The sequence below is a fragment of the Pseudonocardia sp. DSM 110487 genome (assembly GCF_019468565.1).
GTDB lineage: Bacteria > Actinomycetota > Actinomycetes > Mycobacteriales > Pseudonocardiaceae > Pseudonocardia.
In genome coordinates this window covers 103,021-122,106 of the sequence record NZ_CP080522.1, presented here as the reverse complement: position 1 = coordinate 122,106, position 19,086 = coordinate 103,021, and the positions used below count along the sequence as shown (strand labels likewise).

Genomic DNA, 19,086 nt, shown 5'->3' with positions numbered 1-19,086 from the left:
GGCGGAGCAGTCGAGTCATCACCGGTCCTCGATCCACTCGACCGTGCGGCGCAGCACGATCACCTGATGACTTGGGAACAGGCGTCGCAGCTCCGCCTTCCGCTTCTGGACATCCCGCGGCGAGGTGAACAGCTCACGCGTGGGCGCGCCGAGCATCTCGCCGTCGTACAGCAGCGCGACGGCCCACTTGTCGGGCTCGTCGAGCGCCGCGGCGGCGGTTGACGCTCGGCTGGACATCTGCGCGCTCATCGGGTCGCGCCTCAGTCCCCGGCCCTCGCGACCTCGATCGCCGCCATGTAGGCCCTGTGGCACGCGGCGCTGCTGCACAGGTTGCCGATCGCGCCCTGCCCCAGCTTCTTGCCGCAGGCCGCGCACCAGTCGCGGGTCCGCATCGTCTGGAATCCCCGCTTGTCGTTCGTGCCGGCGCGCAGCGCCGCCCGCCCGGCCGACTTCAGGAGGTTCTCCACAAGCCCCATTTCGATCTCCATTTCTTTGAGGGGATGGATCTCCTCGAGGCGGCGGGGTCTGCCAGGACAAGCGCCGCCGCGAGGAAAGGCCCAGCGAGGGCCCGTTATCGGGTGCGGCCGATGCCCAGGGCGTCGGCCGCTGCCCGGCCTGCCCGCGCGAGCGACTGCCGGGTCTGCTCCCGGAGCCTCACGCGGCCAGGCCGGGCGATGCGGTCAGGTCGGAGCGCCGCAGTGGCGCCAGCCAAAGCAGGCCGCACACGCGCGGCAGCGCCAGCGGCAGTGATTCGGAGCCCGCGCGCGCTCGGGACGTCCGGCGGGTCGCGCAGGACGAGCCCGGCGAGTGCCACGACGAGCGGGAGCAGCGCGAGCACCACGGCATGGGGGCCGGTGTCCCAGATGGTTCCGGCGACCACCGCGGGGAGGTTGAGGATCATCACGGACCCTTCCGCGAAGTTGAGGTTGACGTCGACGCGCAGCTGGCTGCGTCGACCGCCAGCGCTTCGTTCCTGCTACTAGTTTGACCGCATCAACGGCATAACGTCAAGAGGTTTTCACGCTAAAAGAGCAGCGCGCTGCCGCCTTCGCCGCGGGCGCATGGCCATCACGGCGGGATGGCCGGGTTCAACCTGGGCGAGTCTCCCGCTCGCCGGAGGCACTGGTGTCGGTCCCAGTCGGCCGCCAAACACCACGAGGCCCTCGACCCACCCCACAGGGTCGAGGGCCTCGTCGGTGCCCCCAACGGAATCTGCGACAACCGGCCCTGCGCCTGTGCTCCTGACGCTTCACCCAGCGCTTTAGGACCCGCGCGGGGTCCCGACGCCTCTCCCGAGCTGGCAGATCCCGATCAACGCGACTCCGGGCGGCGTCTGGGCGGCCGCGACGTCGTCGTTGCGGGTCGCTTCCGGGGCGCGGGGAAGCAGGAGCATCCGGACGCAACACCGCATAGCTCACGAGGCGGGCATGCACCCACCAGCCCTCGCCAGACCTGTGCCCGCAGATCCGCTGGTTTCCGTCGTCCCACGCCGGTGGCTACAGAGGCGAGCGCGCGCTCATCCAGACGTGGATGCGGCGCGGGTCATGGTCGGAACTCGATCCCTGGGCCAGCGGCGCGCGCCGTGCCGGGATCCGAGCACCACCGAATGACTCGATGTTGTTCGTCCACCGCGGCGCGAGGGGGCACCGCCTTGAGCCCGTCGGTCGTGGTCCACCAGCCCGTTCGGTGCCGGGACAGCAGGCGCGAGGTGCCGCGCTGTTGAGGCGGTGTGGCGGACCACCGCTCGTTGGCGAGCTGGCGAGCGAGCTCGAGGTCATGTGTGCGGCGCACCAGCACGGTGACGACGCGCTCGTGCGGGTACCAGAGCAGGTCAGCGCGCGGGGCCTTGGCCTGTACGACCTTGGTGCCGTCCGGTCGGACAACGACCTGCCTGGATCGGCGGCGTTTGGCCTCTGCGGCGAGCAAGGCCCGGAACTCGCGGATCCACGCGACGTCGACCTCGGTCAGTGCGCCGGCAGCGACTGCTTGCTCGAGGGTGGCGTCGTCGACCGGGCCCGACCAGCAGCCGGTGCGACGGGTGGCCGGGCCGCGGCGGCCGGGAGGGGTGCGCGGCCCAGCATCCAGGTCGGGGCGCGCACGCTCCCCCACCGCGGCGGCATACTCCGCCCGGCTCTCCGCGGCTACCTCCTCGGGAGGTCGGAGCGGATCGTCCGGGCTGCTACTAGCCACGCCCGGCCCACTTCTCGCGGAACCGGTTCGCCCACCCGGGCTCGTTCACATCGGGCTGCTCGGACAACGGCTCGATCACGCACTCGACGAGCGGCTCTTCGATCTCGAGCTCGTCGCAGCGGGCTTCGCCGGCTTCCTGGTCGTCGGTGTAGACCACGATGAAGTGCCCGTCGCGGTCCGGGACGGGCTCTGGTTCCGGCCCGGGGCCGGGCCCGCGGACGGGCAGCACGCCAAGGCCCGCGGACGGGACCATGCGCTCGGCGTGGGTTTCGCTGGTGCACCCGATGATCAGTGTGACGGCGAGGGCGGTGAGAGCGATCTTCACGGCAGGTTCTCCGCGGACCCGTCGTCGTCGAGCCAGCTGCAGGCCTCGCGCCAGATCCGTGAGACCTGCCCGTAGCCCTCATCGGCAGGTTGTTGTTCTCCTGTCCAATCAGCTCCGCGAGGGCGTATGGATTGGTGGGTACCGGGTCTAGCGGTGTGACGCCGTGGGGTGCCGGTGACCAGGTGATCGTCGTGCCCTCAACGTGCTGAGTGTTGTGCAGGTCGTCGGTGAGCGACCAGGAGGCGTGCTCGGCTTGGTGCCGGAAGGCGAACCCCAGGTGCACGTCCGACAGTCCAGGGCGACGCACGGTAACGACGAACGGGTAGGCCGGGGTCTCGGCGGTTGCAGCGATAGCACTAACTGGCTTCATGATCGGTTCTCCCAGAGTCGTCGCCAGGGTGTGGGCTGGGCCTCGCGCCCACCGGTGCCGTCCTCGTCTCTGAGCCGGAGCAGCATCTCGACATCGGACGGGATAATCTGCCCCCGCCGCACGCACCAGTCCCCCGTGTCAGCATGATCGTCGTGCTAAGGGGGTCGGGATCATGGCAATCCTCCTCCTTCGTGGGCTGGCGTCAGGACCGGAGGGCGGGCGTCAGTGGTGCGGACGCCGAATGTGCAGGCGGTGGGTCGCCTACAGCAACTGCGACCGGCCCTACGGCAGCCCCTGCGCCCATGAATTCGCGTGCGTTCGCTTCCCCCTGCTCCGACCGGAACCTAGCCGCCTGCCCCCTTGCTGCGTGAGCTCGACGCCAACCTGACCGAGCGGATCGCCGAGGCCCGCGAATGAGTCTGGCTCGGCGAAGTCGCCGGCCTGCAGGAAACGCTGGTCGCATTGCGCACCAAGACCCAGCACGCCGAACGCCTCGCCGCGTCTAGCGTCACCGACACCCCCGGCGGCACTGGCCTGAGCTGAGAACCTGATCAGCCACCGGCGACACCCGCCCTGGCGCGCGGCCGCGGGAACTCGTCCCACATCCGTCCGTCCAGCCGCCGCCCGGCGGCCGACTTGCCGACCCGAACCATCGCGGCCGAGCCGATGTGGCCAACGCTGGCCGGCCCGTCGAATGCCACGGCTTGACGGCGCTGGAAGGCGTCGCCAGCCTCGGCCGGACGCCACGCTCCCCACTGCTTGAAGAAGAACGCCACCCCAGCGGCCTGGCACTGATCTCGCAGGGACCTGGCCCAGTCCGGGTGCATCGGCCGCGCCTTCGGCCCGGACTCCCCGCCGGCGATCACCCAGTCCAGACCGTTGCCCAGCCACGACCGGATGTCCAGCGCGCCCAGCAAGGGCTCACAACTGGCGAAGCGCACCACGGCGGGGGTGTCGGCCAGCAGCGGCAGCCGCACCCGCGCCCACCGTTGGCTCTCGGCCGACACCCCGAGCCAGGCATTCGGCAGCACGCCCGACATCCCCGGTGCCGCGGCCACGTCCTCGCGGTCGCACCAACCCCGCTCGGCCGCCGCCTCGATCCAAGCAACCCGCTGATCCCGGTCGCCCCACCGGCGCAACCAGCTGCGCATCCGTCCCGGCCGCTTGGTCAGGATCTGATACGTGTGACACGGGCTCAACGACGAGCTCGACCGGCTCGCCGGCGAGGTCCAGAACATCGTCGTCCACACCGCCGCGACGAACTCGTCCGGCACCGCCTCGTGCCACAAGTCGGACATGCTGTTCACGAACACGCGTTTGGGCTTGCGCCAGCGCAGCGGCAACCCGAGCCGCTGCGGCCACAGCCGAATGTCGAAGCCCTGCTCGAATGGGTGCCCCGGCACGCCACGCCACCGCTCAGCGAACGTCTTGGCATAGCAGAGGTCGCAGCCCTCGGAGACCTCGCTGCACCCGGTCACGGGGTTCCACGTCGCCCCAGCCGTCCCGTCATCGCCCCGCGCCCACTCGATCTTCGTCGCGGTGCTCATAGCTCGCCTCCTGCCCAGTCGGGCCTGGACAACGGGGTCGGCACGAGACCAGCCCTCAGATAGAGCGGGTGCCGAGGCTGACCGTCGTCGGTCACGGCGAGCTGATACGGGCGGACCCCCTGGCCTTCCAGCAGGTCCAGCACCGCACGCCCACGGTCGCCACCGCGCGCGCCCCACGCGACGACGGTCATCTCCTCGTCCGCGCATCGAGACAGGTACGCGTCGTTCTCCGGGCCGATCGGATCCGCATGGCGATCCAGTTCGGACGGATCAGTAGCGCGAAGCGCGAACAGGTTGCGGATGATGATCCCGCCGAACCCCCACCCCTTCGCGAATCCGATGCACCGGCGCACCGTCCGGTCGTCGACATCGGCGTCAGCGGTCGATGGGTTCAGCATCACCCAGCCGACCAGTGAACGGCTCGACCACCGCCGTGTGAGCTCATAGCGGTAGGTGCCACACGGACTGAGGACCGCCGACTTCTGCAGCTCAACCCCGAAGAGCGGCATCGTGTCGCTCACGGCCGCCCACCGCCTTCGGACCGGTTTCGGAAGGTGATCAAAATGCTTGCCCTGAAGGGTTTGTGCGGAGGGCGGCTGGTGCAGAGAAAGTCGGCCCCCTCGATTGTTGTTGTCGCACTCATCTGCTCTCCTCGCACGGAGGGCGACTGGGTGACAAGCCAGGCTCGATAGGCCCGTTCACGGAACCCCTGGGACCCGTCCCTGGTGGCGCAGGCGTGCATGTCACCTGCGGCGGTTGCGGCTGCGGCCGGACACGGTGTGGGTGTCGGCGTCAACGTCCACGCCCGGGTTAGCGGTGATGTCGATGTCGCCCGAGACGGACTCAGCGCGCACCTGGGACGTCTCGACCGCGTGCACAGCGATGTCGCCGGCGACAGTGTTGATGGCCGCGCGACCGGACAGTTGAGCGACGGTGACATCACCAGAGACGGAATGCGCGGTCACGTCGCTGGTGATGCCGATCCGAAGGTCGCCCGACGTGGTGCGGTGCCTCACGGTGGCAGCGGCGCTGACCTGCACGTCGCCGGACACGGTGTTGGTCCCGACTGCGCGGGCCTCACCGTGGACGGTGAGGTTCGTGGCCTGGCCGGCCACGATGACGGCCGATCCCTTGGGCAGGCGAGCTGTGATGCGAAGGGCACCGCCACGGTGTACGACGCCGGCCGCGCTGATCAGGCGTCCGTTGACGATCGTCACGTCAGCGACGCTCCCAGTGACGATCACACCGCCGGTACCGGAGACGATGATCGGGTCGCCGTCGACGACGATCGGGTGACCTGCGCTCTTCGGGCCCGGCACCCGGACGGTGAACCGCTCGGCATCGCTGGTGGCAGTGGTGCGCTCGATCAGCCGCAGAGCCTCGCGGTCCTGTGGATCAGCGGCTTCCAAGGTGACCACGGCGGTGTCGCGGTCTTCGCAATGGACCGTCACGGCTGCAGCTGGAACATCCAGGTCGAATGCCGGTGGTCCTACTCCGGTGTGAGTGATCGTGCGCATGAACGCCGCCTCCCGTTGATGGCTGCGACCGCTGCCGGGAGTCGCCCAGCACTCAGGAAGCGCACACGCGGCGGCCGCTGAAGTTGCACTCTCCTCAGCCTGCCCCGAAGACGTGTTCCCGTCAAGCCGTTTTCACACTATTACACCGGCGGTAGCAGCACAGATCCTAGTCTCGGGTCGCGTTGCATGCAGTCCACATCCAGCTGCGGAGCCCCCTGAGACGGCCTGTACGCGGGATCGAACCTCAGGCCTGGGACCGCCGGCGAGCGCCGTGAGCCTCCACCGGACAGCCCGCCGAGTACGGCGGCGCCGTGGGCGGCAGTCGACGGAGTCCGGGGCGTCGGAGGAGGCATCAGCAGGGCGTCGGGACCACCGGCATCGCAGCGCGCCGGGGTGACAAAGGTATGCGTGGACAACGTCGTGCCGCCCGACCTACCTACAGGAATAGATCTACAGGTGAACTACAGGCAGAAGATCAACATGGGCTGTGACCACTGCGTCCACACCGGGTCAGATACAGAGATATGCGTGCTGTGTGACAGAGGTATGCGTGGAAGGCCGGGTATCGGTGACAGAGGTATGCGCGCGCCGGTGACAGAGGTATGCGTGGACAACCTCCACCGAGGGCCCCGGTGACAGAGGTATGCGTGGCGGAAGCTACAGAGTTATGCGTGGATGACTCGCCGATGGTGGGTGCTGCGCAGGTCGAGACGATCAGCTGTGCCATGCTGCCCGCCATGACGGCGCAGCCGGGTCCGCGGCAGCTTGAGCTGCTCAAGGCTGCTGCTGAGCTGTGGGATCAGGACGGCTCGGAAGATCCGCGCTACCTCGCGAGGCTGTGGTGCCAGACCACGCTGCCCTACCGCGACCCGGGCGACGTGCAGCACTGGGGTCGCCGCAACGGCGACCTGTCGCTGGTCGTCCAGCCAGGTGTCACGATCGACGAGGCCGGTCAAGCCCACTCGGTCGGCTACCCGTATGGCACCGTCCCGAGGCTCGTGCTCACCTGGCTGTCGACCGAGGCCGTGCGCACCCAGTCTCCCACCCTCATGCTCGGGGACTCCCTGTCCGCCTTCATGCGTGATCTCGGTTTGAAGCCGACGGGTGGCAGGAACGGGTCGATCACCAGGTTGCGCAAGCAGCTCGAGCGACTGTTCTTGGCAACGTTGACCGTGCGCTGGGATGGCCCCGACCAGTCCCGGCAGACCGGCGGCAGGCTGAACGTCGCGAGCAGCTACGACCTGTGGTGGCACGATCAGCGGCCGGGTGAGCCGACGCTCCTGCCGTCCGTCGTCACCCTGAGCGGGGAGTTCTACAAGGAAACCGTCGAGCACCCCGTGCCGCTCGACATCAACGTGCTGCGTGCGCTGCGCGGCAGCGCGTTGCGGTTGGACATCTACGCATATCTCTGTCACCGCCTGTCCTACCTGCGGCGCACCACGACCATCCCCTGGGACGGCTTGCGCGGACAGTTCGGGTCGACCTTGGGTGCCGACAAGAACGGCCGCGCTCGGTTCCGGCAGGAGTTCGAACGCAACTTGAGTCAGGTCCTGCTGCTGTACCGGCACGCGGACGTCGACTCGACGTCCGCCGGCCTGGTGCTGCGGCCCTCGCCCACCAGCGTGCCGATGCGGTCACGCAGGTCTCTGCGGTAGATCGGCCAGGCCGATCCCGCCGTTACTCCCACGGCAGCGTGCCCGCGTTGTCAGGGTCCGGGATCAGCGACGTGATCTCGGTGTCGCCGTCAACGTGCATGTCGCCGATGACGAACTGCAGATCGTCATCGAGCTCCGGCAGCGTGACGCGGATCAGGTCGCCGGCTTGGAACTCGAGCTCGTCCGCCATCGGATCACCCTCCTCTGGTCAGAGCCTCACCTCGGACGCTAGTCGCTGCGGATGGGCGGCGCAGTCCTCGACGCACCTCAGCCGACGCCGACCGGGGACGAGCTGCCCTACGGCCGCGCCGCCGCCGGGACGCCCGAACACGCCAGCTCGAGCGCATGCTCACCGAGCTCCGGGGCGAGCGCACCCTGGCCGCCCGACCTCGGCACGCCCGACGACATCGACGGCTCCGCCGCCGCATCACCACCCTCGCCGAACGCGTCGTCGAGGTGACCGCAGAGGTGGAGGAACGCACGCAAGACCTCGTCGCCGCCCGCCGCACCAATCGTGAACTCATGACCCCCTTGACCAGGACACGCTGACTGCGGCAGAGGGCTGATCAGCCTGGATCTGCTGGGCCTCGAGGAGCCCGGCTTCGGGCACTCCGCGAACGGCCCGCACGAGCTCGGCGATCGCCCGCAGCACCGCGGGCTGCTGCTCGCCCCGGGTGAGCAGCAGGACGACGATCACGATGACGACCACCCCGGCCGGCCACGCTGCGATTGCCAGGATCGCCGGCCACAGCGACTCGGCGTTCACCGCGATCATTGGCCGATCCCCGACGCCGGGCGCGGGTCCTGCGCCTGCAGCATCCGCACCCGACGCATGACCTTGGCGCGCACCCGCTCAGACACGCCCTTCGCGTCCGCGGGCAAGTAGCCGCAGACGATGGCGGCTTCGCTCCACGACCTGGTGCGCCCACGGGCAATGACGACCTGCGCCTCCTCGGGGCTCAGATCGCTCACCACGATGGCCAGCCTCATGTCGTCGAAGATGTTGAGAGCGGTGAGCGCGAGCGTCTCCGCCGAGGGTGCCTTCGGCAGCATCCCGGCCGCCTTCTCCTCCCCGAGGATCGACGGCAGCGTCTCGAGGGGAACCACCGGCACGTGGTTGAGCTCGGTGCCGGCCAGCGGACGCCGCCCACGACGGTAGTGTCGGTTGGTCTTCTCCTCGATCAGCTCCACCAGTTCGAAGGCGGTCTCGGGGCCGAACGGTGCGAGGTCGAGGAATAGCAGCACGTCGAGGCCGGCATGCAGCCGAGCGTTGCGGTTGCTGCGGGGCAGCTCGATGAACTCATCGAAGAACGCGGCGGTCCGGTTCAGGTCGCCGCGCATCGCGGCATCCTGGGCGGCCAGCACGGCGAGGAACAGCTGCTGGCGGAACAACCGTGCCGCCGCCACGGCCCGGCGGCCGATCTCGAGGGCATCGGTTACATGGGCCGAGACGGAAGCGGCCGACCTGAGCAGGGCCACCAGCTGCGGCTTCCGCATCGAGAACTCGGCCAATTGCGAGGCGAACAGACTCGACGCCGGCGGCACGGGCACCAACGGCGGCAGCGCCCGCGCGAGGTGCTCGAGGGTCCCTGTGATAGCCCGCAGTGAGTCCACGACCAGCGAGGTGTCCACCATCGCAGCGTTGGCTATGTTCGCGGCGAGACGCGCGGTCGGCATCTCGACGATCGACTTGGCCAGCGCCACGGCCGGAGCGCGGCTCAACTCCTGCGTCTTGGCCGCTTGCGCGGCCATGGACTGCTCATGGATCCGGCCTAGCTGATTGGCGGTATCGAGCACTCCGCCAGGGGCGGTGAGGCTTGCCACGCTCGTCGCGAGCATCGCCGAGTGCAGCCACGCCGAGACCGGAGCGATGGTCTTGACGATGCGAATGCGGCGCGCACGCGCCATGTCTGCGGCCCGCTGGGCCTGCCGAAGGTGGGCTGCCACAGCATTCTTCACGATCCGTGACTGCTGCATCGGCACGGCTGGAGCCGGCTTGTCGACGGCGCTCGTGCGCCGCCGCGCCTGGGCAGGGTCCGAGCCACCCGTGTTGGCGGCGGGACCGTCGCTGATGGCCTCTGCGACGAATGGGGTGTGGGCGGGCGGGGAGACGGTGAGCTCGGGGGAGTCAGTCATGAACTGGCTCAGCTCCTTTCTGGTGTCTTGCTTTCTCCCCTCCCAGGCCAGATCGGGTAGTTCTCCGAGTCTCGACCGGAAAAGTAGCGCAGATCACATCCGGCGGCCTGGCTCCGCGAGCAGTGTCCCCTGCCGCACCGACCGGAGGGCCATAGACACGAACGTGTGTCGGGGTTGCGTGCGACGACACGCTGACGGGACGGCTGTCGCGCACGCTCATGATCCGCGTGAATGCCGATGAGCGGCAGTGACCAGCGCCCCTCACAGACAGACGTCGGGGGCTCCCTCCCCTGGGAATTTCGGCTACGGATCGACCCGCTCGGGCAAGGTGACACCCTCCGCCGCTACCGCGGCGTCCACCGTCGCACCGGCCGGGGCGTCACCGACGAGGAGCCACTCGATCCGCACTGGCGTGCCCGACTGCTGGGCAAGGTCGCGCACGTCACGGAGAATGGCGCCTACCAGGTCGGCCAGGTCCTCGGTGTTGTCCTCTGTGGCCTCGACGCTGCCCGCTGGCGCCCACTCGGCTGCCCAGCTGACCGGATCCTCCGGATCGTCGACGACGATGCGCTGTAGCTCGACCTCGAACAGCTGCTCCTGGCCAGTCACGCTCCGATCATGGCATCAGATCATGCGGTGTCGGGGGACGGTCGCCGCGATAAGGCACCGGGACCAGTTCATCGACTCCGGCCGCTGGTACGAGGTCGGCGTGACGCAATGGCACCTGATCGAGCCGCGCAAGTGAGGGCTATCTCGGACACGATCCGGTTCGACACCGAGCGGCAGAAACCCCGAGCGCGTCCGCTCCCCGGCTGGCGTGGCCTGGGCTCCGCAGGCGGCGTGAGGTGGTTCGACGAGATGCTGGACGAGCTGATCAGCGAGCACAGCCTCGACGAGGGGATGGCTTGGGCTTCGGCCAGGGCGCTCAGCCGGTCGGCCAGAACGCCCGGCTCATCCTGCCCGTTCGGCGCGTATCAGGCGACTAAGGTGTGTCCTCTTTGCGCTTGGGAGGACCAATGCACGCCACCTTGCTGTTCGTGCACGGCACCGGGGTCCGTGCCAAGAATTATGCAGCCACGCTGAAGATCATCCAGGCGCAGGTGGCGACGCGCGGGCTGCCCCTAGAGGTTCACGGTTGTTTCTGGGGCGCCGCCGAGGGCGCGCGGCTCCATGCGGGCGGGGCGTCCATCCCGGGTTACGACGAATCAGGTGGCGAGGCTCCCAGCGAGGCCGACGAGCTGATGGCGCTGTGGACTCTCCTCTACTCCGATCCTTGGTACGAGCTGCGGTTGCTGCGGCACCGGCCCGTCGTGGGTTCGGTCCCGTTCGGGCAGGAGCCACCGTCCGTGCTGTTGCGCCGTGCGGTTGACGAGTACGAGCCGTCCGACGAGCTGCGGGAATGCTTCGCGAGCGCCGGGCTCGATCCTTTCCTCAACGACGCCTTGAAGCGCCTGCGCGCGGCACCCGAGCTAGGCGACGCCGTCGCCACCGCATCCGCCGACCCGCTGGAGCACCGTCGTGCCATCGGGCGGGCCCTGGTCGCGGCCACGCTGACGATGGCCGAGGACGCCGGTCTGCCTGCCATCGACGGCGAGACCCGAGACGCGCTCGTCCTCGCTGTCACAACCGAGCTGCGCGGCCACGGTATGGGCGTCGGGTCGTTCCTCCTGCGGCCGGTCAAGGGCCTGGCGTTGCGCATGGTCACGCACAAGCTCACCGGCGACCGCGGCAGCTTGAGCGACGCCGCCTCGCCCGCCGCCGGAGACATCCTCCGCTTCCTCGCACATGGGAGCGGTGCGCGGGCCTTCGTGAAGCGCGCGATCGGGGACCTTGGCCCCGGCCCGGTGTTCCTGCTGGCGCACTCACTGGGCGGGATCATCTGCGCCGACCTCCTCGTCCGCGAGCAGATCCCTGGCGTCGCCGGGCTCGTAACGGTGGGGTCGCAGACCCCCTTCATGTACGAGATCGGCGCGTTTCCTGCCCTCGCCCATCCGGACCCGCTGCCGGACCACATGCCACAGTGGCTCAACGTTTACGACCGGCGCGACGTGCTCTCCTACCTCGGGGCGGGCGTCTTCGGGGATCGAGTGCGCGACGTTCGCGTCGACAACGGGGCGCCGTTCCCGCAGTCGCACAGCGCCTACTGGACGAACCGTCAGCTGTGGTCGGCGATCCGGGAATTTGTCACGTGAATGCAGCGTCGCCCCAGCGGACGTCCGTACTGGCGGTCGGCATCGAGCGCTACGACTGGGGTAGCGCGCTCGACCTGCCCGGTGCGGCCGATCACGCGGTGCGGTTCGCGCGGTGGGCCGCCGGGCGGGGCGTGCCAACGGAGCGGATCCGTCTGGCGTGCTCGTGGCTGGAGCCGCCGGCGGCCGAACCGGTGCCCGGCGCCGTCGGCGTCGGCACCACGCGGGAGGCGCTGGAGAAGGCTCTCTACTCGCTCATGGACGAGGGCGGTGACCTGCTGCTTCTCTACTGGTGCGGGCACGGCGTGACCGAGAAGAGCACCGAACGTGCATTGTTCACGTCCAACGCCATGGAAATTGCGAAGCGGAACTTGCTGCTGGGCGAGATCCAGCGGCTGGTGACGTCGTCGACCGGCGCTGGCTTCGCGCAAGTCGTCGTCGTGGTCGACGCATGCGCCAACTTCCTGGAGCAGCTAAACGCCGAGCGCAGCCTGCCGGAGGTCAGGTTCGGCGAGCTGGTGGCGCGCGAAGTGCCACAATTCCTGTATCTGTCCACCGACCTCGGCCAGATCGCCGAGATCGACCCGCAGCTGCGGCGCGCGACCTTCTCGACCCACGTCATCGAGTGGCTGGAGAAGCACGGGGACAACCTCCCACCGGACATGCAGAGCCTGAGCCGCGACGTGGATGCCGCCTTCACACAGCGCGCGGAGGCAGGCGGCTTTCGGCAGCGGCCGGTCCGCGTCGTCGTCGGGTTTGTGGGAGGCCGGGCCGGGTCGGTGGTACCGCCGAGGGACATCACCTACAGGGCGAAGCCGGTCGCTGGTCATCTGCAGTTCTCGCAGCTACGCCGCCTGACCGACACCATCGTCGCGAGCGGCCTGCTGGCCAAGGGACATGAGCCGCCGGGACTGGCGGCGGTACTTGGCGCCGCGGGCGACGCGGAGTCGCGCGTCGCCGCAGCGTTGACGCAGGGGCGCGGCGAGCCGCTGCTGCATGCGCTGTCGGTTCTGGTCGGCGACGATCCCGATCGGGCCGCGGCGTACGCCGAGGTGTCCGCGTGCTGGGTGCGCCAGCACCGGACGGCTCCGCTGCTGCAGACCTTCGCGCGTGTCACGCGCGAGGAGATTCTCACAGCGCTGCACCGAGCCCTGCCGCTCGGCACGGTCTCGCGTGCACGGGATTTCGCCGACGCCGTGGAGCACGCCGCGTCGCTGACACTCTCGGCACCAGATGGCGTGGACACACTGCACCGCATGGTCGCGATGCTGGAGCGGCTCACCGGGACGGCCGTGGACGAGTCGTGGTTCGCATTGGACGACCACCAGCTCGCGCAGCTGCGCCAGCAGGCGGTCGGCTGGCTGGCGGCGGCACCGGCCCGCGTCGTCATCGACCTGCGGTCGGGTGGATCGCCAGCTGGTGTGCCGGTCCTCCCCAAGGAGGTCGTCGCGCACGTCGGGCGGCGCGTCGGGGGCGAGCTGCGCTGGAGCCGCCTGGACGCCAGGAGCGGTACCGGCGGGGACGGCAGGCCGACATTGCAAGGCGTGCAGGCCGCGGTGCAGGAGCTCCTGGACCGCGTGTACGACGAGGGCGAGACCGCCTTGACTGTCGGCCTCCTCGTCCCGCGGGTGCTGCAGGACCAGTTTCCGGAGACCTGGCCGCTCCTGCAGGATCAGGCCCCGTCGCGCTCGCTCGGCGTCGAACATCCTGTGGTCCTCCACAGCGGCGAGCGTCTCGCCGTGCGCGCCAAGACTAAGGCGATCTGGCGGCAGCGCGCCGCAGATGTGCAACAGGCGATCGCGGCCGCCACTCCCACCATCGCCTGGGTCAAGGACGCGGACCGGGCAGATCCGCAGGGCGTCCGGAACGCTGTCGAGGCCGCTACTGCCGCGGTGATCGCGCTCGAGTTCGTGCCCGACCCGGCATCGGACGACCTCTCGACGGACGCGATCATCGCAGCCGTCATGGCCGGTGCGCCGTATGTGATCTGGACGCAGAGTGCGCCGCAACACTGGGAGGCGGTGTACAGGGAAGTCTGCGACCTCATCGAGCTTGGGCCGTTCGCTGACGTCGCGCTGCGACTGCATCAGATCCGCAAGCAGCGCCCGGAGACGCTGACCGCTGGCCTGCGCGTGCTCTGGGACGATCCGGACCTGCTCGCGCCCGTACTGCCGCTGCGCGGTGCGGCGACTCTCGATCCCACGGGACCAGGAAGTGGCTAACTGGAATGGCTGACTGGCAGATCTACACAGGGACGGCGGAGCCGCACCGGGCCGCGATTCCGGCGGCACCGCCGTGGCGGACGTTCGGCGATCCAAAAGCCGGCCACCAGATGGAGCTCCCGGCACCCGAGAGCGAATCCGAGACCGCGGCGACGTTCCAGGCAACCGGCGAGATGGTTGATGCCGTCAACGCGGCGCTCGTCCTGCGCCGCCCGTTGCTCCTGACTGGGCGCCCGGGCTCGGGCAAGTCGTCGCTGATCGATTCGGTCGCCCGCGAGCTGGAGCTGGGACGCGTGCTGCGCTGGCACGTGACGTCGGCGAGCACGCTCACCGATGCCCTGTATCGCTACGACGCCATCGGCAGGCTGCAGGCACACGGGCTGCGTCGCGAGCAGAGTGACGGCAGGGTCGTCGACGCCCCGGAGATCGAGGACTACCTACGACTCGGGCCGCTCGGAACGGCCCTGCTGCCTTCGCTCAGGCCACGGGCACTCCTCATCGACGAGATCGACAAGAGCGACATCGACCTGCCCAACGATCTGCTCAACGTCTTCGAGCGCGGTGAGTTCGACGTGCCGGAGCTCGCGCGGATGGGTACCGGGCCGGTCGATGTCCGCGTTGACGGCGGCGACGAGTCGTACCCGATCGAGAACGGTCGCGTACGCTGCACCGAGTTCCCATTCGTCGTATTGACGAGCAACGGCGAGCGCGACTTTCCCGCCGCGTTCTTGCGCAGGTGCATTCGGCTAAGAATGCCGGACCCCACAGTCACACTGCTGACCGACATCATGATCGCGCACCTTGGCGCGGTGGCGGCGGCGGAGAGCGACGCCCTGATCAAAGACTTCGCAACGCGGGCGAAGGCAGACCGCGCCTACGCGACGGACCAGCTCATGAACGCGGTCTTCATGGTTACTGGCGATGGAACCCCGCCCGGTGAGGAGGAGCGGGCGCGTATGGTCGAGCTGTTACTGAAGAAGCTCGCCACCGATGTCGTCTGAGCACCCGAACCTCGCCGCGTTCGTCACCGCACTGCGATCTCCCGAGGCCAGCATCGACGTTGACTGGCGCGACCTCGCGGACATGTTGTGGCTGGCGAGGTCGTCGACCTCACCCGGCGCGCACGCTCCCTCGACTGAGAACGCGGACGATCCGGACGCCGGCCGGCTAGGTGAGGCGGCTTCATACGAGACGGCGGGCACGAACGCGGGAGGCCGTCCGCCCGGAGCGGGTGTCAGGCCGGCATCCGAGGCGAACACGCAAGGGTGGCGGCTGTCGGAGACGACCGGTGGAGAGGCGGGTCAAGAGGGCACCGGTCTCGATGCCGACGCCCCGCCCTGGCTCGCCCTCCCGGGCCGAGCGGAGATCGGGCGCGCCCTGCGCCCACTGAAACGACGGCGCCCATCACGGCGTCACCGCGTGCTCGACCCCGATGCGACCGTCGACCTGTACTGCGACACAAAGGTTCTGATCCCCGTCCTGCGCCCGGCACGCGAGCGCTGGTTCGAGGTCGCCATCGTCGCGGACGCCTCGCCGACGATGTCGGTGTGGCGGGACACCGTGGCCGCCCTCGCCGACCTGCTGGAGCGGCACGGCGCGTTCCGCGCCGTCACAAGGTGGAGGCTGGCCGAGCGGCCGGACGGAACTGCCGTCGTCCGCAGCCCGTCGGGCGTGGAGCACGAGCCGCGGCAGCTCTCCGACGACGGCGGGCAGCGGCTGGTACTCGTCGTCACTGACGCGGTCGGCGCCCTCTGGCGACGCGATGCCGCGTGGTCGGCGGTGCGTCTGTGGGGGGCGACCTGCCCGGTCGCGCTGGTGCACCTGCTGCCGGACCGGATGTGGGGGCAGACCGCGACGGGAGAGGCCGACATCGCCGTGCGGGCGCACCGCGCCGGCGAACCGAACGCGCGCCTCGATGTGCGCGCGCCGTGGTGGTGGGAGGCCGACGAGCCGCCATGGGGCGCGATCCCGGTCCTCGCGCTGGACGAGGCGTCCATCGCTCCTTGGGCTCGGCTGGTATCGGGCGTCCCAGGCGTGGCGGTCCGCGCGGTGCTCGGGATCGCGGCCGAGGATTTCCTGGACGAGGCCGCACTGCAGATCGCTGAGCCTGAGCTGCTCGGGGACGCTATCCGGTCGAGCGTGTCATCGACGGCGTACCGGCTCGCAGCCCTGCTCTCCGCCGTCGATGTGAGCCTGCCGGTGGCGCGCGTCGTCATGGCGGAGCTGCTGCCCGAAGCCCGCCACGTGCACCTGGCCGAACTGCTGGCCGCAGGCGTACTGCGGGCGACCGGCGACGACGACCAGCGCGGCGACGACGGCCTGGAGTTCGCACCAGGCGTCCGCTCCCAGCTCCAACAGTCGCTGACGACAACCGACGTCCTGCGCGCATGGCGGGCCATCACGCCGATCCTGACAGCGTCCGGCCGCCAGCCACAGTTCTCCCTGCTGCTCACCGAGGGCGCCGAGGCTCTCGGCGGCGAGCCGGACCCCATGGCTCGCATCGCCGCGGACCTCGCGAATCGGCTTGGGCTGATCGGGCTCGTCCCCGGGAGGGAGCCGGCGACGACCGTCATGGCCGGCACGACGCCCGAGGAGTGGTGGGAGAGCCCGCGCACCGACTGGACGCGCGGGGAACCGAGCCGTCTGGTCGACGTCCTCGCGACGGCGTATCCGGGCATCCCCGCGATCCGGCGCCTGAGCGTCTCCGCCGGGATCGCATGGCCAGCACCGCTCACGCCCGGCACCGCCCGCGAGACCTGGGCCCTCGTGCTCGGGCAGGCGGCCGCGGGTGGCCTGGTGTTCGACCTGATCGCGGAGGTGATGCAGGACGCGGCCAGCGAGCCGTTCCGGCCGTTGCTCGAGAGTCTCCTGGGTGACCGGCTGGTCTTTGTCACCGCGCGGCAGACGTTCCGGCACGGTCTGGCGCCGCCGCCGGACGGGCCGGATCCGCTGGTCGAGAGCCTCGTGGAGGTCCCGAACGCACCCGGTGACGAGCCGACGAGCGGGCTCGAGGCGATCACCGCGGTGACCGCGGGGCTCGAGGATCCGCGGGCCATGGAGGTCCCGAACGCACCCGGTGACGAGCCGACGAGCGGGCTCGAGGCGATCACCGCGGTGACCGCGGGGCTCGAGGATCCGCGGGCCATGGTGCAGGCGATCGTTGAGGCGACCCGGCGCACCGCGGTGATCGAGATCAACGGCGTCGCCAAGGGGACCGGGATCCTGGTTGGGCCCGACCTCCTGCTCACCGCCGCGCACGTCATCGACCGGAAGGCGTGGCCGCCGGACCCACGTCCCGAGGTCGTCGCCCGGTTCGACTACGGCCGGCAGACGACGAGCCACGTCCGCGACGTCGTCGGCGGCGAAGCGCACCTCGTTCCCGACCGTCGTGACGATCTGCCCGTGCCCGTCCGCGATCACCTCGCTGGTGGTCGAGCCGAAACGCCCGACCCCCTCGCTCAGCTCGACCATGGAACGGCGCCGGGCAGTGCGGGTGAAGCCGACCATGTCGGTGAAGCCCACGACGAGCGGCCACGCACCCCCGCGGAGAACGGCATACCCGTCCCGGTGATCGACTTCCTCGCGGCGAGCCCGCCCGCCGAAGCCAAGGTCGAGGGTCGCACCGCCGACTGGGAGGCCCCAGCCGACCGGCTCGACTTCGTCCTCCTCCGGCTCGGCTCCGCCGTGCCGCCCGTCGAGGATGCCGACGAGACACAAACGCGCGGGAACTACTGGCTGGACACCACCGAGTACGACTTCACCCGCAGCCCGCTGATGTTCATCGTCCAGCACCCGATCGGCCAATCCCAACGCGTCACGTGGATCCGGTCCGTACCCGAACAGAACGCGGGCCGGACGCGGATCCGGTACGGCGGCAAAACGCTCCCCGGGTCGTCCGGGTCCCCCGTGGTCGACGTCCGCGGCCGGCTGGTCGGCCTTCACCACTACTCCGAGGGCGGGCGCAATCAGGCGGTACCGCTCGCGGCGATCGCCAAGGCCATCGCCGGGCAGGTCACCGTGCCCCCCGTGGCCCCGCCGCCGCTGGACGGCGACCCGTTCCTCGCGAACTCGCTGCGGGGCAAGCCGTTCGTGAACCGCGCCAACCTCCGTGGCCGGTTGCGGGAAATGGTGCACATCGGGCACGGCCGCCGCGTGCTCACCATCACAGGCGACAGCGGCAGCGGTGTGTCGTACTCCTACCAGCTGATCTCACACATCGCCCAATCGCAGCAGCTCCGCGCGGCGGTGCCCGGCGGGCTCGCCGCGCTGCTGGTCAACGTGGCGGACTACCTCGAGTTCGGCGTCGAGGAACGCCGGGAACACATCGCCCGCGACATCCTCGTCGGGCTCGGCCTGCCGTACACGGGCGAGGCACTCTTACAGGTCGCCCGCAGCATCACGAGATTCCGGCAGGCGCTGCGGGCCGGGCTTCGCGATTCCCCGCAGCAGTGGTGGATCTTCGTCGACGGCCTCGACCAGCTCGTCGCGGTCCAGCAGGGCGACCTGGACGAGCTGATCCACGCGCTCGTCCTCATCGCGGAGGACGAGCAGATCCCGCTGCGCGTCGTCCTCGCGGGGCGCGAGGCGGAGCTGTTCGCGGTCGAGCGTTCCCTGTGGGTCCAGCAGGACGTCGCCGTCGGGCTGGGGCGCAGCGAGGTGGAGGCGTGGTTCCGCGACCGCGCCCGCGAGGAGCGGCAGGTCCTCGACGAGCATGCACTCGCCGCCGCGATGACCGAGCTATTCCCCGAGGGCATACCGCCGCCCGAACCCCGCCGGCTCGCCCCCCAGCTGCCGCAACGGCTGCTCGAACTGCTGGAGGCCTCCCGGGAATCGTGATCATGCCCTGTGTGTCTGCAGTTCAGCCAGGAGCCCGCCCCGATCAGCGACGTGACGGCAGCCGCGACCAGCAGCCCCCAGTGATGCCACGACTGATCA

General features: G+C 69.8%; 18 protein-coding genes. 5 read left to right on the top strand and 13 right to left on the bottom strand.

The window, feature by feature from the left end:
- Window positions 1-18 precede the first annotated feature (18 nt).
- From K1T35_RS48145 to K1T35_RS48110, 8 genes are all read right to left on the bottom strand, one after another.
- Window positions 19-237: a hypothetical protein gene (locus tag K1T35_RS48145; protein WP_220263489.1), complete on the bottom strand. Its 219-nt coding sequence runs from the start codon at window positions 235-237 to the stop codon at window positions 19-21.
- 23 nt (window positions 238-260) lie between these two features.
- Window positions 261-488, bottom strand: a complete 228-nt coding sequence (locus K1T35_RS48140) for a hypothetical protein (protein ID WP_220263488.1) — start codon at window positions 486-488, stop codon at window positions 261-263.
- Between the two features lie 83 nt (window positions 489-571).
- On the bottom strand, window positions 572-901 hold the full coding sequence (locus tag K1T35_RS48135) for a hypothetical protein (protein ID WP_220263487.1): 330 nt from the start codon (window positions 899-901) through the stop codon (window positions 572-574).
- A 641-nt stretch (window positions 902-1,542) separates the two neighbouring features.
- A complete protein-coding gene (locus K1T35_RS48130; protein WP_220263486.1) occupies window positions 1,543-2,109 on the bottom strand; it encodes a hypothetical protein in 567 nt (188 codons plus the stop codon).
- 73 nt (window positions 2,110-2,182) lie between these two features.
- On the bottom strand, window positions 2,183-2,515 hold the full coding sequence (locus K1T35_RS48125) for a hypothetical protein (RefSeq protein ID WP_220263485.1): 333 nt from the start codon (window positions 2,513-2,515) through the stop codon (window positions 2,183-2,185).
- 921 nt (window positions 2,516-3,436) lie between these two features.
- Window positions 3,437-4,432, bottom strand: a complete 996-nt coding sequence (locus K1T35_RS48120) for a DUF5131 family protein (protein ID WP_220263484.1) — start codon at window positions 4,430-4,432, stop codon at window positions 3,437-3,439.
- Window positions 4,429-4,953, bottom strand: coding sequence for a DUF1643 domain-containing protein (locus K1T35_RS48115; RefSeq protein ID WP_220263483.1), 525 nt, complete (start codon window positions 4,951-4,953; stop codon window positions 4,429-4,431). The genes K1T35_RS48120 and K1T35_RS48115 overlap by 4 nt, the downstream gene beginning before the upstream one ends.
- A 222-nt stretch (window positions 4,954-5,175) precedes the next feature.
- Complete coding sequence (locus K1T35_RS48110) at window positions 5,176-5,649, bottom strand: DUF4097 family beta strand repeat-containing protein (RefSeq protein ID WP_220263482.1); 474 nt, start codon at window positions 5,647-5,649, stop codon at window positions 5,176-5,178.
- A gap of 971 nt (window positions 5,650-6,620) precedes the next feature.
- Here K1T35_RS48110 and K1T35_RS48105 point away from each other — a divergent pair.
- Window positions 6,621-7,604: a replication protein RepA gene (locus tag K1T35_RS48105; RefSeq protein ID WP_220263481.1), complete on the top strand. Its 984-nt coding sequence runs from the start codon at window positions 6,621-6,623 to the stop codon at window positions 7,602-7,604.
- Window positions 7,605-7,626: 22 nt separating this feature from the next.
- On the opposite strand, the gene K1T35_RS48100 is transcribed toward K1T35_RS48105, so the two are convergent.
- From K1T35_RS48100 to K1T35_RS48080, 5 genes are all read right to left on the bottom strand, one after another.
- On the bottom strand, window positions 7,627-7,794 hold the full coding sequence (locus K1T35_RS48100) for a hypothetical protein (RefSeq protein WP_220263480.1): 168 nt from the start codon (window positions 7,792-7,794) through the stop codon (window positions 7,627-7,629).
- A 107-nt stretch (window positions 7,795-7,901) separates the two neighbouring features.
- A complete protein-coding gene (locus tag K1T35_RS48095) occupies window positions 7,902-8,090 on the bottom strand; it encodes a hypothetical protein (protein WP_220263479.1) in 189 nt (62 codons plus the stop codon).
- 34 nt (window positions 8,091-8,124) lie between these two features.
- The gene (locus tag K1T35_RS48090) at window positions 8,125-8,379 is read right to left on the bottom strand and encodes a hypothetical protein (RefSeq protein WP_220263478.1); all 255 of its coding nucleotides are present in this window, start codon (window positions 8,377-8,379) and stop codon (window positions 8,125-8,127) included.
- Entirely contained in the window at window positions 8,376-9,740 is a 1,365-nt protein-coding gene (locus K1T35_RS48085; RefSeq protein WP_220263477.1) for a hypothetical protein, read from the bottom strand. Before K1T35_RS48085 ends, K1T35_RS48090 begins: the two co-directional genes overlap by 4 nt.
- A 303-nt stretch (window positions 9,741-10,043) precedes the next feature.
- Window positions 10,044-10,349: a hypothetical protein gene (locus K1T35_RS48080; protein WP_220263476.1), complete on the bottom strand. Its 306-nt coding sequence runs from the start codon at window positions 10,347-10,349 to the stop codon at window positions 10,044-10,046.
- A 407-nt stretch (window positions 10,350-10,756) separates the two neighbouring features.
- On the opposite strand from K1T35_RS48080, the gene K1T35_RS48075 reads away from it, so the two are divergent.
- The 4 genes from K1T35_RS48075 to K1T35_RS48060 are packed head-to-tail and all read left to right on the top strand — an operon-like array spanning window position 10,757 to window position 18,987.
- The gene (locus K1T35_RS48075; protein ID WP_220263475.1) at window positions 10,757-11,932 is read left to right on the top strand and encodes a hypothetical protein; all 1,176 of its coding nucleotides are present in this window, start codon (window positions 10,757-10,759) and stop codon (window positions 11,930-11,932) included.
- Window positions 11,929-14,151 (top strand): caspase family protein, encoded by a 2,223-nt coding sequence (locus K1T35_RS48070; protein WP_220263474.1) that lies wholly within the window; start codon window positions 11,929-11,931, stop codon window positions 14,149-14,151. Before K1T35_RS48075 ends, K1T35_RS48070 begins: the two co-directional genes overlap by 4 nt.
- Window positions 14,152-14,156: 5 nt before the next feature.
- Window positions 14,157-15,152, top strand: coding sequence for a MoxR family ATPase (locus K1T35_RS48065; protein ID WP_220263473.1), 996 nt, complete (start codon window positions 14,157-14,159; stop codon window positions 15,150-15,152).
- Complete coding sequence (locus K1T35_RS48060; RefSeq protein ID WP_304940868.1) at window positions 15,142-18,987, top strand: serine protease; 3,846 nt, start codon at window positions 15,142-15,144, stop codon at window positions 18,985-18,987. The genes K1T35_RS48065 and K1T35_RS48060 overlap by 11 nt, the downstream gene beginning before the upstream one ends.
- Window positions 18,988-19,086 lie beyond the last annotated feature (99 nt).

Excerpts from the sequence above, each read along its gene's own strand:
- K1T35_RS48145 (WP_220263489.1), bottom strand. The coding sequence starts at position 237 with ATGTCCAGCCGAGCGTCAACCGCCGCCGCGGCGCTCGACGAGCCCGAC.
- K1T35_RS48100 (WP_220263480.1), bottom strand. The coding sequence starts at position 7,794 with ATGGCGGACGAGCTCGAGTTCCAAGCCGGCGACCTGATCCGCGTCACG.
- K1T35_RS48060 (WP_304940868.1), top strand. The coding sequence starts at position 15,142 with ATGTCGTCTGAGCACCCGAACCTCGCCGCGTTCGTCACCGCACTGCGA.
- K1T35_RS48140 (WP_220263488.1), bottom strand. The coding sequence starts at position 488 with ATGGAGATCGAAATGGGGCTTGTGGAGAACCTCCTGAAGTCGGCCGGG.
- K1T35_RS48085 (WP_220263477.1), bottom strand. The coding sequence starts at position 9,740 with ATGACTGACTCCCCCGAGCTCACCGTCTCCCCGCCCGCCCACACCCCA.
- K1T35_RS48065 (WP_220263473.1), top strand. The coding sequence starts at position 14,157 with ATGGCTGACTGGCAGATCTACACAGGGACGGCGGAGCCGCACCGGGCC.
- K1T35_RS48075 (WP_220263475.1), top strand. The coding sequence starts at position 10,757 with ATGCACGCCACCTTGCTGTTCGTGCACGGCACCGGGGTCCGTGCCAAG.
- K1T35_RS48090 (WP_220263478.1), bottom strand. The coding sequence starts at position 8,379 with ATGATCGCGGTGAACGCCGAGTCGCTGTGGCCGGCGATCCTGGCAATC.
- K1T35_RS48120 (WP_220263484.1), bottom strand. The coding sequence starts at position 4,432 with ATGAGCACCGCGACGAAGATCGAGTGGGCGCGGGGCGATGACGGGACG.
- K1T35_RS48135 (WP_220263487.1), bottom strand. The coding sequence starts at position 901 with ATGATCCTCAACCTCCCCGCGGTGGTCGCCGGAACCATCTGGGACACC.